Here is a 13,594-nt window from a genome sequence, read left to right as displayed (position 1 = left end):
CTCCGCTACCGGGCCGGGTGCTGTCCGAAAATCGCCCCCGGGGTGTGCCGGTATAGTGCACCCACCCAGCTATGCCGATCCAATGCCCATCGGCGCGAGAGGTATAGCGATCCTGGTATGTCGCGGTGCCGCGGTGCCCCGGCACCGCCCCGCTTCCCGGAAGGAGCCCGCCGCGATGGACCTCCTGGACGGCCGGCTGAAGTTCCGGCATCTGACCCTGCTCATAGCGGTGCACGAGCACGGAAGCGTCGTACGGGCGGCGGAATCACTGCATCTCACCCAGCCGGCCGCGACCCGGGCCCTCCACGAACTGGAGGCCATCGCCGACCTGCCGCTCTTCGTCCGGGTCTCGCGCGGCATGCGGCCCACCGTCTACGGCGAGGCGCTGGCGGAGCACGCCCGTGCGGTGGTCGCCGAGGTGCGGCGGGCCGGGGACCACCTCACCGGACTGCGGGAGGGGCGGGACGGCACGGTGACCGTGGGCACCCTGCTGGCCGGCGCCAATGTACTGCTGCCCCGGGCGGTCGCCGGGCTCAAGCGGGAACGGCCCCGGCTCACCGTGGTCGTCCGGGAGGGCACCCCCGACGTTCTCCACCCCGCGCTGCTCGCCGGCGAGCTGGATGTGATCGTCGGCCGGGTGGGATCGGCCCCCGCCGAGGGGGACGGACTGCGGCAGCGGATGCTCTACCGGGAGCCCATCCGGCTCGCCGTCCGCTCCGGCCACCCGCTCCTCGGCGCCGCGGAGGTCGCGCTCACGGACACGCTCGGGTTCCCCTGGATCCTGCCGGTCGAGCAGACCGCCCTGCGCCAGGAACTCGGCGCCCTCTTCGTGGACCGGGGTCTCGCGCTCCCCGCCGACCGCGTCGAGTGCACCTCCATCCTGACCATGCGGGCGCTGCTGCTCCAGACGGACATGGTGGCGCTCCTGCCCGAGCTGGTGCTGCGCGACGACGAGCATCTCGCCGCGCTGCCGGTCGAGCTTCCCTCGGTGGGCCGCACCGTGGGCACCACGGAGGCGGCCCACCGCACCCGTACCCCCGCCCTCCAGGCGCTGCTCCACCACCTCGACCGGGAGGCGGTCCTGCTGCGCGAAACTCTCGGCGGGACTCCCCCGGCCGGCTGACCGGCATCGGCGCCGCCGTCCCGGCCCCTATCGGCGCGGGGTGATGAAGGTGTCATTCACAACATATCCATCCAGGCCATGGAGCTCACCGTAGGCGATCAGCTCGCTGGTGCGGTTGATGAACCCGCGCCCCGAGTAGTTGAGCGAGGTGTTGCAGAGGACGCTGAATCCCGTCAGTGCGCCGAAGGCGGTGAGCAGCGCGGCCATCTCCGGGTTCGCGGCCGGGTCGACGGTCTGGGTGCGCGCCGTACCGTCGACATGGGTCACCGCCCGCAGATCGGCGGAGCCGACCCGGCTGAAGTAGAGCATGTACGGATCGGGGACCCCGCCGCCGAACCAGCGGCCCGCGTCCCGCTCCAGACAGATCGGGGCGATGGGGCGGTAGCTCTCGCGCTGCTTGATCCTGTTGAGCCGGACGGTTGTCTCCTCGGTGAAGGGGGCGGCCAGGATCGAACGGTTCCCCAGCGCGCGGGGCCCGATCTCCCAGCGGCCCCGCGCCCAGCCGATGATGTCCCCGTCGCGGAGCCGGCGGGCGATCTCGCCGTGGTTCACCGGGCGGACGGTGTAGCGCAGCGGGTCGAACTCCATGTCCTCGACGAATTCGCCGCCCGCGTAGACGTCCCACTCCAGATCGGCGGAGCCGGTGTAGAAGTGCTGGGCGTCGATGGCGGTCCCGATCGCGGAGCCGCTGTCATTGGGGCACGGCGGCACGAAGACCGCGGGGAAGAGCCCGCACTCGCGCCAGCGGCGGTTCCACTCGCAGTTGAGTCCGCAGCCGCCCGAGATGAGCAGCGGAAGGCCCTCCGTCAGATGCTCCCGGGCATAGGCGTGGAACCGGTCGAAGACGGCGTCCGACAGCCGGGCGGCGAGGCTTTTGTACGCGTCCGTCTCCACACCGATGTTGTGGAAGGGGGAATCGGTCATCCGGTCCTTCAGCTCACCGGTGATGACCTGCTTCTGGCCGAGTACGAAGTCGATGACCTCCTGCTCCGCCCGGGTGGCCGGCCGGTCCCCGGCGAATCCGGCCAGGGCCATCTGCTTGCCCGCGTCCTGGAAGCGGACGAACTCCTGGCGCGGACTGAAGGTGGGGTCCGCGAGGGCGAAGCCGTAGGAGTACTTGTTGCCCGGGTGGTTGAGCACTTCCCGGAGATGGGTCACCTTCCCGTGCTCGTCGATGCGGTAGAAGGAGCCGATGTTCCCCTCCCACACCAGGCTGTAGAAGGGCTGGTCCCGGCTGAACGCCGACATGCCATAGGACGTCATGATGTGGGAGCGCTCGTGTGTGGAGGAGAAGACGCGCACGGACTTCCCGAAGAACCGGCCGGCCTCGTCCGAGATCGCGGACTCGCCCACCCCGAAGTACCCGCTGCGCGAGGGCTGGTCGGTGGCCTGGGTCCCCTTGATCCAGCCGCTCAGGGCGATGACGTCCGGCTGTTCGCCCAGCCGGTCCGCCGCCGCCGCGAACACCTCGGCGGTCAGGCCGCTGTAGCGGATGAAGGAGTCCTTCTCGGCCTCCAGGGAGAAGAGCAGCCTGCCGTCCTCGACGGCCGCCACCGCCCCGTCATGGCCTTCCTTGAGGGAAAGAATCAGCATGATGGTCCGTTTCTCTGTGGATTTCCGGGCCCGGCGGCCGGGCGCCGGGATCAGCCGCGCTCATACGGGGTCTCCGGGGCCGGGATCAGCCGCGCTCATGGGGTGTCTCCGGGGCCGCCGGGAGGTTGGGTGCCGTGACCGGGGGCGGGGCCGAGAGGGCTTCCAGGGCGAGCCCGTGCAGCCGGGGGTTGGCGGACAGCGCGCCGGTGCCGCTCCGGGGCGAGCCGCCCAGCAGATCGGTGCAGACTCCGCCGGCCTCCTCCACCAGGATCTGCACGGCGGCGATGTCCCACGGGCTCACCACCGGTTCGGCCGCGATGTCGAGGGTTCCCTCGGCGACCATGCAGTGCTGGAGGAAGTCGCCGAAGGCACGGTCCTCCCAGCAGGCTTCGGCCAGGCGCAGATACGCGTCGCGCGAGTGGAAGATGTCCCAGGTGCGTGTGCTGGTGGTGGAGAGATAGGCCATGGCGAGGCGGGTGCCGCCGGAGACCCGCAGCGGCAGCGGGTCCCGGCCGGCCGGCCCGCGCCGCAGCCAGGCGCCCCGTCCGGCCGCCGCCCACCAGCGGCTGTGCAGGGCGGGGGCGCTGATCACACCGACGGTGGGCCGGCCGTCCTCCAGCAGGGCGATCAGCGTGGCCCAGACCGGAATCCCGCGCAGGAAGTTCTTGGTGCCGTCGACGGGGTCGACCATCCAGGTGCGCCCGGCCGTGACGGATCCGCCGGTCTCCTCCCCGGCGAAGGCGTCGTCCGGGCGGACGGAGGCCAGTGCCTCGCGCACGGCCGCCTCGACGGCGGTGTCCGCGTCGGTCACGGGCGTACGGTCCGGTTTCTCACGGATCCGCAGGTCGCGGGCGCGGAAGCGGCGGCTGGTGATGCCGTCGGCGATATCGGCCAGTCGCAGGGCCAGTTCGAGATCGGCATGGGGTGGCATGGAACACCTCACTGCGCATATCGCGGGTACGGGGGTACCGGGGGCGGCGGATCACTTGGGGTGGAGTTCGAGCATCTGGTACTCCATGACCCGTACCTCCTCGATCCGGCGGACGCTGTGCAGCAGCTCGATCCGCAGGCCGGCCTCCCCGGCGAGGGCGTCGAGCCGTTCGCGGTCCCCGAGGTCGGCCGTGCCCAGCAGCAGCCGGCCGCCGTCGGCCAGATGCGCGTGGGCGCCGGAGATGTACCGGGCCTGGCCCCGGTAGCCCGGGTCGAAGACGGCGGAGTGCAGATCGGTGGAGAGCGGGAAGCCGTCCTCCACATAGGTCCAGGGCACATTCCAGAAGATGGTGTCGAAGCGCTCGGCGGACCCATTGGGCTCGGCGGACCCGGCGGACCCGGCGGACCCATTGGGCTCGGCGGGCTCAAGGGCCGTGTACATGTCGCTGTGGAGGACGCGCACCCGGTCGCTCACCCCGTGCCGCGCGGCGTTGGCGGCCGTGTTGGCCACCGCCGCCTCATTGATGTCCAGCGCGGTGACGGAGGCACAGCCGCTCAGCGCGGCGGTCACGGCGATGACGCCGGTGCCGCAGCCGACCTCCAGGAAGGAGCCGCCCGCGGGGTAGGGCACGATCGAGGCCAGCACCTCGGTCGCGGCGCTCAGGGTGCTGGGGAAGACGCCTCGGTGCAGGCTCCATTCCCGCCCCAGCAGGGTGAAGGAGTCCGGCAGATCGTCACCGGCGAGGGCATGCCGCAGGGCACGGGCCACGTCCTCGGGGGACTCCTGGTACGTCATGGTCGCCGCCTCTCCGGTGGTGTCGGTCATCGGGCCGGGCCGGCCGCGTACCGCACGAGCGCTTCGCGGTGCCGGCCGATCTTGCGGAATGCCCCGGCGTACCGGCCGATGAGGGTCCGGTCCCCGGGCCAGTCGGTGAAGGTGGGCAGGGACAGCGCATGCCGCTCGACATGCTCGGCGTGTGAGCCGGCCTCCGGTGCGATGCCCTTCTTCGGCGTCCCGGGGAAGAGGGGGTTCTCCGGGCGGGCGTAGAGCGGCAGGGTCGACAGCCGGGGGCCGGAGGGGGCGCCCACCTCCATGCCCTCGGCGCGCAGTGCCTCGATGAGCACGGAGCGCGGGACGCCGCCCAGCGCCTCGGGCCGGTAGAGCGGTTTGTAGCCGTACCAGGCACCCATGTCGACATGGCCGGCCACCTGTACGGGCTCCAGATAGGTCACGTCCGCCAGCAGCTCGCCGAGGTGGCGCAGACAGCGGTGCCGGGCCTCCTTGCGCGCCGGGAAGGCCGCCAGCGCATGCCGGGCGACGATGGCGTTGAACGGTGACATGCGCAGCTTGAGCCCGAAGCCGGTGACCCAGTGAGCGCGCAGGTCCTCGTCGAGGACGGCGTCCCGGGAGCGGTCCCGGTAGTGCCCGAGGAGGGTGGCGCGGTCGTGCACCCCGGGGTCGTTCGTGACGAGGATGCCGCCCTCGCCCGCGTAGACGGCCTTGTTGGCCTGGAGGGAGAAGACGGCGGCGTCGCCGAAGGTGCCGACGGGCCTGCCCTTGTAGCGGCTGCCGTGGGCGTGCGAGCAGTCCTCCAGAACGCGCAGCCCGTACTGCTCGGCGACCCGCAGGATCCCGTCCATGTCACAGGGGTGGCCCCACTGGTGGACGACGGTGACGACCTTGGTGTCCTCGGTGAGCGCGGCATGCAGTGCCCTGGGGTCCAGACCCCGGGTGCCGGGGTCGATGTCGGCCAGGACCACATCGCCTCGGAGCGCGAAGACGGGACTCAGCGCCGCGTGGTAGGTGAGTGCGGGTCCCACGACGTCCACGCCCTCGCGCACGCCGAGCGCGAAGTAGGCGGCGAGAAGGGCGCTGGTGCCGGAGTTGAAGGTGACCGCGAAGCGGGCCCCGCCGTCGAGGAAGGCGAGGAAGTCGGATTCGAGCCGGCCGATGGGGCCGCTGTTGCCCTTGATGGAGATGTCGGTGTTCCGCTGCGCGGCCAGTTCGGTCAGCTCCGCCTCGTCGGCGGGGGGCGGCCAGACCTCGTGCGGCAGCGGCTGTTCGATGGCGGGCGCTCCTCCGAGGAGGGCGAGTCGGTCGGCGGTGGTCATGTGTCCTTCCTGTTCTCGCGGGTGGGTGTCCCTCTCCGTCCCCTCCCCGTGTCCCCGTGTGCCGCGGAGGGGTGGGGTCAGGCACACCGGTCGGCGAGTCCGGCCTGCTCGCGCAGCCGGTCCCGGTAGATCCCGTCGATCGTGCGGACGACGGTGAGCTGACGGCGCAGGTGCTCCCGGCGGTAGTCGCGGTCGTCCAAGTGCCCCAGATGGTGGGCGAACATGGAACGCACGCTGTCGGTCCCGGGGCCCTCCCGGGTGCAGCGGGCCAGCGGCAGCCCGCCGGTGGAGTGCAGGACGGCGGCCCCGGGGCCGACGTTCAGCGCGCCCTCCGTGCCGAGCACACAGAGGTGTTCGCTCTTCTCGTAGTGGTGACGGGAGACGCGCACCGAGCCCACCAGTCCGGTGGAGGGATAGCTGCACATCAGGCCGGCGAGATCCTCCAGCCGGCGGTCCCGCATCTCCGGGTAGTGGTGGACGAAGGCGGAGTACACCCTGGGGGGTTCCGGTTCGGGGAACATCCCGGTGAGTACGTCGATGAGGTGGTAGCCCATGTCGAGGAGCACACCGCCCATCGCCTGCTCCCTGGAGGCGCGCCACCCGGTGGTGGGGTGCGCCAGGTTGAAGTGGTAGTCGTAGGAGAACCAGTAGGGCCGCCCGATCCGCGCGAGGTTCTCCCGGGCGAACCGGAACACGGGGTCGAAGTTCCGCTGGAGCAGGGTCAGGACACCGCGGTCGGCCCGTTGCGCGAGGTGTATCAGCTGCCGGGCCTCCCGCTCGGTGACGGCGAACGGCTTCTCCTTGATGACATGCCTGCCGTGCGCCAGGAGTTCCGCGCAGACCGGGAAGTGCTCACTGTGCGGCACGGTGACCACCGCGGCGTCGAAGTCGGCTTTCTCCAGCGCCTCACCGAGGAGGCCGTAATGCGGGAATCCCCACTCGCCCGCGAGCGATGCGGCGGCCGGGGCGGGATCGACCCCGCCGGCGATATCCGCGCTCTCCCGCACGATCGGCAGATACTCTCTTCCCTGCTTTCCGGCGAATCCGACCATCAGTACTCGCGAGCGCGGACGCAATTTCTTCAACCGGTCGCCGGGCATGCGGAATACCCCCCTCACAGAAGAGTGTTCGAGGATGATCCGGGCAGCCGGAGGGGCTCGCGGGGATCCCGGCCGGAATTCCGGCCGACGGCAATTCAGCGAGCTTCGCCGCTCCTTCCGGAGGCATCGGCGAGCCAGGCGTGTGCCGCGGTCACGATGTCCTTGATGAAGGTGCTTCCGCCGCGCTCCGCGTTCTCGTCGAGCAGCGATGTCTCCCCGGCCGCGATCCAGGCGAACTCGGTGTGCTTGTCCCGTTCGAGCCGGGGGGACGAGAGGTCTCCGTCCACCTCCACGACATAGTCCGACTCGATGTGCCGTACTCCGCCGGCCGTCCACTCCTGGTGCGCCACCCGGGCGAGAACCCGGCGGAGCCGCCACCCGGTCTCCTCGGCGGTCTCCCTGCGGAGGGCGTCCAGCAGCGACTCGCCTTCCTCCACGGCTCCCCCGACGACATCCCAGCACCCGGGGAAGAGACGCCGGCCGGCCGAGCGGCGCTGGACGAAGATCCGGTCGTACGGGTCCCGGATCAGCGCGCCGACCACCGGCCCGGGTTCGGTCATCCCGGCCACGCCGGGCGTTCGGGGGACGTCTGTTCAAGGCACGGCCGATCAGGGCGGACCGGCCGTTCCGGGTTCAGCCGGCGGGGATGGTTCGCCGGGGTGCGGGCGACGGGTGCACGGGCCATTCTTCCCTCATTTCACCTGCACATGAGATGCACATGTGCCATACGCCGGAGAAAATATGAAAAGAGTCGAGCCGAGCGACCCGGGCAGCGAATTCAAACGGCTCGCATTATCACCGGATCGCGATTTTCACCGTACCGAAATTTCCACCCCATATGACCTGACACCCCAGGGGGAACATGGGTTCGCATACGACTTCGGACACCCGGGTTCCCCTTGACACGGCATTGAATCGGACATGGAGCGGATGCCCCGGCACGACCCCGGCGGGCGATTTCCCATCGCCGGACCGGTGTCACCTCCCTCGCCCCCGCTCCGCCGGTGAGGCGGGTTCCGGCGCCGCGCATGCCCGAACCGCGATTTCCTGCCAGGGCCGGCTCGTCACGGCCGCATACGTTGGCCGGATTCACCACTGGCCGTGGCTCGGTGACGCCGCCCGCCGGCCGCCGTCTCGGCCGCTCACCGCCCGCCGCCGGCCCTCGCCACCGGCCGCTCACCGGCCTGTCAGGGGCGGCGGGCGACCAGAAAGACGTAACCGATCTGCGGGAGTGCGCCGAACCGGGGAAGTGAGCGGGTGAAGCCGAAGAATTCGTGATGGGGGTCATCGGCGGAGGGGGCCACGCCGTCGAAGGCATCGGCGAACGCCTGGTAGGTGGGCCGGACATGCTCTCCGATGTCGCCGAACTCCACCACCTCCAGACCGGCGCGGCCGAGGGCGGTGCGGAGCTCCGCCGGTTCGGGCAGCGCGGGGGACCCGAAGGCCCGGCAGGTCCGGCGGACGAGCTCCGCGGCCTCCCCGGTCACCGGCGAGCGGAGCAGCACATCGGTGACGACCAGCGGGCTGCCGGGGCGCAGGGTCCGGGCGATCTCGGTGAGCGCGGCGGTCCGGTCGGCGATGTGCATCATGGACTCGATCGCCCAGGCACCGTCGAAGGACGCGGTGCCGAAGGGCAGTGCGCGGGCGTCCGCGTACCGGAAGTCCACGTGGCCGGCGAGCCCGGCGGCGTCCGCCCGGGTCCGGGCGAGAGCGATGTCCTCGTCGCTGACCGAGATTCCCGACACCCGGGCGCCGGTGGCCCGGGCGATGCGCAGGGCGGGCCGGCCGGTTCCGCAGCCGACGTCCAGCAGCCGCCGGCCGGGGGCGGCGCCCAGGCGTTCCGCCACCAGGTCGGTGAGCCGGTCGGTGGCCTGGTCGAGCGAGCGGTCGTCCGCGGCGCCGTCCCAGTAGCCGACATGGATGTTCCCGTCGACGGCCGCGCCGTCGGCGGTCTCGGCCGGCTCGTCACGGCGCCGGCCGGTGTCCGGTGACGACGGGAGGGTGTGGTGCGCGGATGGGTCGTCGGTCATCGAGGTCTCCCGAGCGTGAGGGGTGTGCCGGCCGCCGGAGCCCTGAGCTCCGCGCCCCGGAGAGCCCGCGCGGTGCATCCGGATGATGGAGGTGCTCGCCACGGGGTGCGGGCCCGAGGAGCCGAGGATGTAAGGGAGATGTGCGGCGCGGGCGCTCGCCGGCCGCTGTCCGGCGGTGGTGGTGGCCACGGGCGGCCATTGTCCCGGCTGGACGCACGCTTCGTCCAGGGTGCCCGCCGCAGGTGGCGGCTCGGCACTGGGCACCCGTAACCCCGGCCGATCCGCCGCGTACACCGCGTGGTCCCCAGCAGGAGGCCCCCGAGGCGCGAACGCGGCGGCCCGGACCGGAGGAGCGGTCTCAGCGGGTCGGGCACCGCCGCGGGGGTGCCGTGAGACCGTGCCTGATCGCGTGCCCGGCGTTGACTCCGTACGCGATGTCTCCGACGACCCGCCGTACGAAACGGAGAAGAGTGCGCATCGGGGCGTTTCCTTCCTGAGCGACCGAGCGGAACCGGTACCCGTCGATCGATCCGATTCCGCGCCACAAGGTCCGTAATGGATATAATCGAGTTTCACGGATTACATTAACATGGGGTAAGGCATGAAGACAGTTTTCTCCAATTACAGCTTCGGGGCGGGCGTCGCCACCGGCCTCGTCAACACCTCGGCCCTCGTCCGGATCGGCACGGGTGAAGTCCTCACCGATCCGGAGGCGTTGACGTGCTTCCTCGAGGAGCACGAAGTACGGCTCGACGCCCTGCCCCGGGGCGCCCTGCCCGCGGACCGCGACCTCGCCGAAGTCCTCGCCCTGCGCACGCGGACGCGCGTGCTGCTGGAGAGCGGCGACGAGGACGAGGTGGCCGAGGGCGCGAACGAGCTGACCGCGCGGGCGCTCACCGGTCCGGCGCTGCTCCGGGACACCGAGGGGAAGTGGGCGTGGCATGCGGCCACCGGCGCGCGGATCTCCCTCGCCGAGGAGCTCGGCGCCCTCGTGGGCATCGGACTGCTCGGCGTGCTGCACACCCTCGGCCACCAGCGCTTCCGGCACTGCGCCTCGCCGGTGTGCGCGGGCATGTTCGTCGACACCAGCAAGGCGGGCCGCCGCCGTTACTGCATGCCCGGCCTGTGCGGGAACCGGCAGAACGTGGCCAACTACCGGGCACGCCACCAGGAGGAGGCGCAGCCGGGCCCCGGGAGCGTCACCGGTACGCGGTGAACCGGCGGCGGGCAGCGCGGAGATGGTGACCCGGACACCACCCGTGCGGCGCCGTCCCCGCGTTCGCGGAAGCGATCGGAGCCGCCGATGGTGATCCCGTCACCACCCGGCCCGGGTGCGGTGTCGCCCTCACACCTCGCCGCGGACGGCCCACCCCGCGAAGCCTGGTGTGAGTGCGTAGAACACCCCGTGCACCAGGAGGTACCGCCATGTCCGACACCCCGTCGATCCGGGAACCCGTCCGCCGCACCCGCCCGGCACGGCATCACGCCGCCGTCTCCTGCGACATCGTCACCGACCTCTGCGCCGCGCTGTTCGCCAGGCTCTGCGGCTACGACCAGCGCGTTCGGGCGCGCCAGTACATGGACGGGCTCCTGCGGGCCGAGGGGCGCAAGTCCATCGCGAACATCGCGGCCTCGGTCGGCGTACCGGGCGACGAACAGCGGCTGCACCACTTCGTCAACAGCTCCCGCTGGGCGGTGAGCCCGGTGCGCGGAGCACTGGCGGCGTATCTCGGCGGAATCGACACCGCCGCCGCCTGGGTGGCCCTGCCGGTGTCCATCCCCAAGACGGGCAGGCGGATGGCGGGGGTGTCCTCGCATTTCTCCGCCGAGGCCGGCCGGCGGATCACCGGGCAGCGGGCCTGGGGCATGTGGTACGCCTCCGAGCGCCTGGTCGCGCCGGTCAGCTGGCGGCTCGGCCTGCCCGGCACCTCCCCCGCACCGCGGGAACTCCCGGACGAACCCGGCGCCTCCGCCGTCCAGGGCTGTATGGCGGACCTCCTGGACGAGGTCCCTTCATGGCGGGGCGACCCGCGGCTGATCGTGACGGACGCCCGGGGCGGCGGTCGGGCCGAACTGACGCGGCTGCTGAGCCGTCCGTCCCCGGTGGCCGTGCGCGTCAGCGGGCACACACTGCTCGCCGTGACCGGCCGGCGGCGGGGGGCCGGGAGCGCCGAGCGTCTCGCCCCGGCCCGCTCGGTTCTCGACCGGGCGCGCCGGGCGCGCCTCCCGTCGCGGGGGGAGGACTCGGCCGCGACCGCGAGAGTGCGTCTTCCCGGCCCGCGCGGGACAGCGCGTCCGGGCACGCCGTCCGAGATCTCCCTTCTCGGTGTCTGGCACGAACCGCGCGGGGAGCCGGACGAGTTCTGGCTCACCAATGCCGAACCCCGTTCTCCGCAGGCCCTGTTGCGCGTGACCCGGCTGGCCCACCGGGTCGACACCGGGTGGCGCACTCGCGGCAGGGACGTGGGACTGCGGGACTACGAGGGGCGCTCCTTCCAGGGGTGGCACCGGCACATGACTCTGGCGTCCTGCGCCTACGCGATGGCGGAGTTGCGGTCCGCCGGGGCTTCGGGCGGCTTCTCCCCGGCCGCCTGAACGCCCGCGCCGTCCCTCTTCCGCAGCAGTAAGCCGTGCGTGCGGTGCAGCCGGAGCGCCACCTGCACATCGAGCGCCCGCTCCGGCCTGAGCCACTCGGCGCCCAGGAGTTCGGTGATCCGCTCCAGCCGGCGGGAGACGGTGTTGGGATGGACGTGGAGCGCGTCCGCCGCGTGCCGGGGACTGCCGCCGGCGGCGAAGTACTCGTCGAGGGTCCGGGTGAGCTCGGTGGAGCGCTGGGCGTCATAGTCGAGGACCGGTCCGATCGTGGCGTCGATGAAGCTCGCGGCGTCCCGGTCGTCCGAGAGGAGCACGCCGAGGAAACCCAGGTCCTCGGTGGACGCGTAACCGCCGGCGCTGTCGAGGGAGACCAGCGCGTCCACACAGCGCAGCGCCTCCTGATGGGCCTGCTGGATCGGAGCGGGGCCGGTGACAGGGCCCGCCGCTCCCACCGTCACCGGGTGGTCGAGCAGGGGCGAGAGTTCGCCGGAGACCTCGGCCGCCGCGACACTGGAGTCGGCGGAGGGCAGCAGCAGCGCGATGGAGCCGTTCTGGACGCTCCGCAGCCCGTCCATTCGCCGCGCGTAGGCCGCCGCCCAGCCGGCGGCTCTGGCCCGGGCGCCGCCTTCCGCCCGTACGACCACGACGACATGCGGCCGTTCGAGGTCGATGCCCAGTCTCCCGGCCCGCTGGAGGAACTGCCGGGCGGACCGGTGCGGCGCGACGAGCAGATCCTCGAACAGCTCGTCCCGGAACGGGCTCGCGGCGGCCGCCTCGGCGCGGTGCAGCTGGAGCAGCACCGCGACCGACTGGGCCGCCAGCCGCAAGGAGGTCCCGCTCCGCCCGTCCACCGGCTCGCGGGGATGCACGAGCAGGACGGCGAGCTCTTCGCCCCCCGCCGTCACCGGCACGACCCAGGTGCCCGTGGGGAGGACGACGGGCACGCGCCGGGCGGACGCCGCCCGGGACGCCTCCCACACCTCGGCCTCGCCCACCGCGGGAATCGTCCCGGAGCCCGCGAGCGGCCGGTACTCCATGTCGCGCACCCGCACCGCGCCGTCGAACACCTCGGCGATCCCGCCGGCGAGGGCGCTCAGGCCGCCTCCGCCGAGAGCGCGGTCGACGAGCGAGGCATGCCGCTCCGCGAGCTCGCGGAGCACCTCCAGCTGCGAGGTGATCCGCGACGTGCCGGACCGGAGGCTGACCAGATCGGCGTGGCTCTTCTCCAGCGCGCGCGTCTTCTCGATGGCCACCGCGGCCATGTCTCCCAGCGAGCTCATCAGGGAGACCTCGCCGGCGGTGAAGTGCCGGACATCGCGGTCCGCGGCGTACAGCACTCCGAAGGTGTGGTCGCCGAACCTCAGCGGCGCCGCGATGACGGCCCGCAGCCCCTCGGCCCTGACCACCTCGTCCAGGACCGCCGTGTGCGCGATCCGGTCGTCGGCGAGGTAGTCGGCGCTCCAGATCGGCAGGGACTCCTTGATGGCCTTGTCGCCCAGACCCGCGGAGCACGGGATCCGGTAGCCCACGGTGAGCGCGGACGCGTGGCCGTCCGCCGTGCGGACGAAGCTGTCCCCCGCCTCGGTGTCGCGGAAGCTGATGTACGACATGTCGAGCCCGAGCAGCGTCCGGGTGCGCCGGGTGATGGTCGCCAGCAGGGCGTCGAGATCGTACGGAAGGGTCAGATCGCGCACGGTGTCCACGAGCGCGGACAGTTCGGCCTCGCGCCGCTGACGGCGCGAGAACAGGGCCTGGATGTCGGCGGCCATGAGCCCCGCGCGTTCCAGGTGCCGCATCTCATCGGCTCCCGTGACACCCTGCCGCGCCCGCCGGAGCAGATCCTCGATCTCGGCCGGCGGCGCCTCCGCGGCGAGCAGTTCAAGAACATTGAGCATCTCTCGCATACCGGAATGTTCGGTTGAATTCATCTATTGGCTGCCCTATCCAATAAAGCGTGCGCGTTTCCCGCTCGCGCCCGCTGACCAGCACGGCTGTCACGGCGGGCGCCTTCCCCGGCGTCCATCGATATCGCCGTATGTGGCGAGCGTCACACGCAATGGGCGGTGTTCGCGTCACCGTCTCCGCGACCGGACCGGTCACCGGGGCACCTT

The 13,594-nt window shown here is 71.9% G+C and carries 11 protein-coding genes; 3 read left to right on the top strand and 8 right to left on the bottom strand.

Annotation, left to right across the window (positions count from 1 at the left end):
• Positions 1-175 precede the first annotated feature (175 nt).
• Positions 176-1,123 carry a LysR substrate-binding domain-containing protein gene (locus tag AAFN69_RS06375; protein ID WP_347727314.1) on the top strand — a complete coding sequence of 316 codons (948 nt, stop codon included), beginning with the start codon at positions 176-178 and terminating at the stop codon, positions 1,121-1,123.
• A 27-nt stretch (positions 1,124-1,150) separates the two neighbouring features.
• Here AAFN69_RS06375 and AAFN69_RS06370 read toward each other — a convergent pair whose 3' ends face one another.
• From AAFN69_RS06370 to AAFN69_RS06340, 7 genes are all read right to left on the bottom strand, one after another.
• Positions 1,151-2,716: a carbamoyltransferase C-terminal domain-containing protein gene (locus tag AAFN69_RS06370; protein WP_347727313.1), complete on the bottom strand. Its 1,566-nt coding sequence runs from the start codon at positions 2,714-2,716 to the stop codon at positions 1,151-1,153.
• An 85-nt stretch (positions 2,717-2,801) separates the two neighbouring features.
• On the bottom strand, positions 2,802-3,647 hold the full coding sequence (gene hisN / locus AAFN69_RS06365; protein WP_347727312.1) for a histidinol-phosphatase: 846 nt from the start codon (positions 3,645-3,647) through the stop codon (positions 2,802-2,804).
• A gap of 51 nt (positions 3,648-3,698) precedes the next feature.
• The gene (locus tag AAFN69_RS06360) at positions 3,699-4,472 is read right to left on the bottom strand and encodes a methyltransferase (protein ID WP_347727311.1); all 774 of its coding nucleotides are present in this window, start codon (positions 4,470-4,472) and stop codon (positions 3,699-3,701) included.
• Positions 4,469-5,758, bottom strand: a complete 1,290-nt coding sequence (locus AAFN69_RS06355) for a DegT/DnrJ/EryC1/StrS family aminotransferase (protein WP_347727310.1) — start codon at positions 5,756-5,758, stop codon at positions 4,469-4,471. Before AAFN69_RS06355 ends, AAFN69_RS06360 begins: the two co-directional genes overlap by 4 nt.
• Positions 5,759-5,835: 77 nt before the next feature.
• Complete coding sequence (locus AAFN69_RS06350) at positions 5,836-6,810, bottom strand: Gfo/Idh/MocA family oxidoreductase (RefSeq protein ID WP_347727309.1); 975 nt, start codon at positions 6,808-6,810, stop codon at positions 5,836-5,838.
• A gap of 143 nt (positions 6,811-6,953) precedes the next feature.
• Positions 6,954-7,418, bottom strand: coding sequence for an NUDIX domain-containing protein (locus AAFN69_RS06345; protein ID WP_347727308.1), 465 nt, complete (start codon positions 7,416-7,418; stop codon positions 6,954-6,956).
• A gap of 627 nt (positions 7,419-8,045) precedes the next feature.
• A complete protein-coding gene (locus AAFN69_RS06340) occupies positions 8,046-8,888 on the bottom strand; it encodes a methyltransferase domain-containing protein (RefSeq protein WP_347727307.1) in 843 nt (280 codons plus the stop codon).
• Positions 8,889-9,489: 601 nt separating this feature from the next.
• On the opposite strand from AAFN69_RS06340, the gene AAFN69_RS06335 reads away from it, so the two are divergent.
• Both AAFN69_RS06335 and AAFN69_RS06330 read left to right on the top strand, forming a co-directional pair.
• Positions 9,490-10,104 carry a CGNR zinc finger domain-containing protein gene (locus AAFN69_RS06335; protein WP_347727306.1) on the top strand — a complete coding sequence of 205 codons (615 nt, stop codon included), beginning with the start codon at positions 9,490-9,492 and terminating at the stop codon, positions 10,102-10,104.
• 209 nt (positions 10,105-10,313) lie between these two features.
• The gene (locus tag AAFN69_RS06330; protein ID WP_347727305.1) at positions 10,314-11,483 is read left to right on the top strand and encodes a transposase; all 1,170 of its coding nucleotides are present in this window, start codon (positions 10,314-10,316) and stop codon (positions 11,481-11,483) included.
• On the opposite strand, the gene AAFN69_RS06325 is transcribed toward AAFN69_RS06330, so the two are convergent.
• Complete coding sequence (locus tag AAFN69_RS06325; protein ID WP_347727304.1) at positions 11,423-13,387, bottom strand: helix-turn-helix domain-containing protein; 1,965 nt, start codon at positions 13,385-13,387, stop codon at positions 11,423-11,425. The two genes, AAFN69_RS06330 and AAFN69_RS06325, sit on opposite strands and share 61 nt — an antisense overlap.
• Positions 13,388-13,594 lie beyond the last annotated feature (207 nt).

The organism is Streptomyces sp. CAU 1734, assembly GCF_039888735.1.
Classification (GTDB): domain Bacteria; phylum Actinomycetota; class Actinomycetes; order Streptomycetales; family Streptomycetaceae; genus Streptomyces.
Note: the sequence above shows the minus strand (reverse complement) of the source record. Positions and strands in the feature narration are given on the sequence as shown.

Excerpts from the sequence above, each read along its gene's own strand:
- AAFN69_RS06375 (WP_347727314.1), top strand. The coding sequence starts at position 176 with ATGGACCTCCTGGACGGCCGGCTGAAGTTCCGGCATCTGACCCTGCTC.
- AAFN69_RS06370 (WP_347727313.1), bottom strand. The coding sequence starts at position 2,716 with ATGCTGATTCTTTCCCTCAAGGAAGGCCATGACGGGGCGGTGGCGGCC.
- hisN (WP_347727312.1), bottom strand. The coding sequence starts at position 3,647 with ATGCCACCCCATGCCGATCTCGAACTGGCCCTGCGACTGGCCGATATC.
- AAFN69_RS06360 (WP_347727311.1), bottom strand. The coding sequence starts at position 4,472 with ATGACCGACACCACCGGAGAGGCGGCGACCATGACGTACCAGGAGTCC.
- AAFN69_RS06355 (WP_347727310.1), bottom strand. The coding sequence starts at position 5,758 with ATGACCACCGCCGACCGACTCGCCCTCCTCGGAGGAGCGCCCGCCATC.
- AAFN69_RS06350 (WP_347727309.1), bottom strand. The coding sequence starts at position 6,810 with ATGGTCGGATTCGCCGGAAAGCAGGGAAGAGAGTATCTGCCGATCGTG.
- AAFN69_RS06345 (WP_347727308.1), bottom strand. The coding sequence starts at position 7,418 with ATGACCGAACCCGGGCCGGTGGTCGGCGCGCTGATCCGGGACCCGTAC.
- AAFN69_RS06340 (WP_347727307.1), bottom strand. The coding sequence starts at position 8,888 with ATGACCGACGACCCATCCGCGCACCACACCCTCCCGTCGTCACCGGAC.
- AAFN69_RS06335 (WP_347727306.1), top strand. The coding sequence starts at position 9,490 with ATGAAGACAGTTTTCTCCAATTACAGCTTCGGGGCGGGCGTCGCCACC.
- AAFN69_RS06330 (WP_347727305.1), top strand. The coding sequence starts at position 10,314 with ATGTCCGACACCCCGTCGATCCGGGAACCCGTCCGCCGCACCCGCCCG.
- AAFN69_RS06325 (WP_347727304.1), bottom strand. The coding sequence starts at position 13,387 with ATGCGAGAGATGCTCAATGTTCTTGAACTGCTCGCCGCGGAGGCGCCG.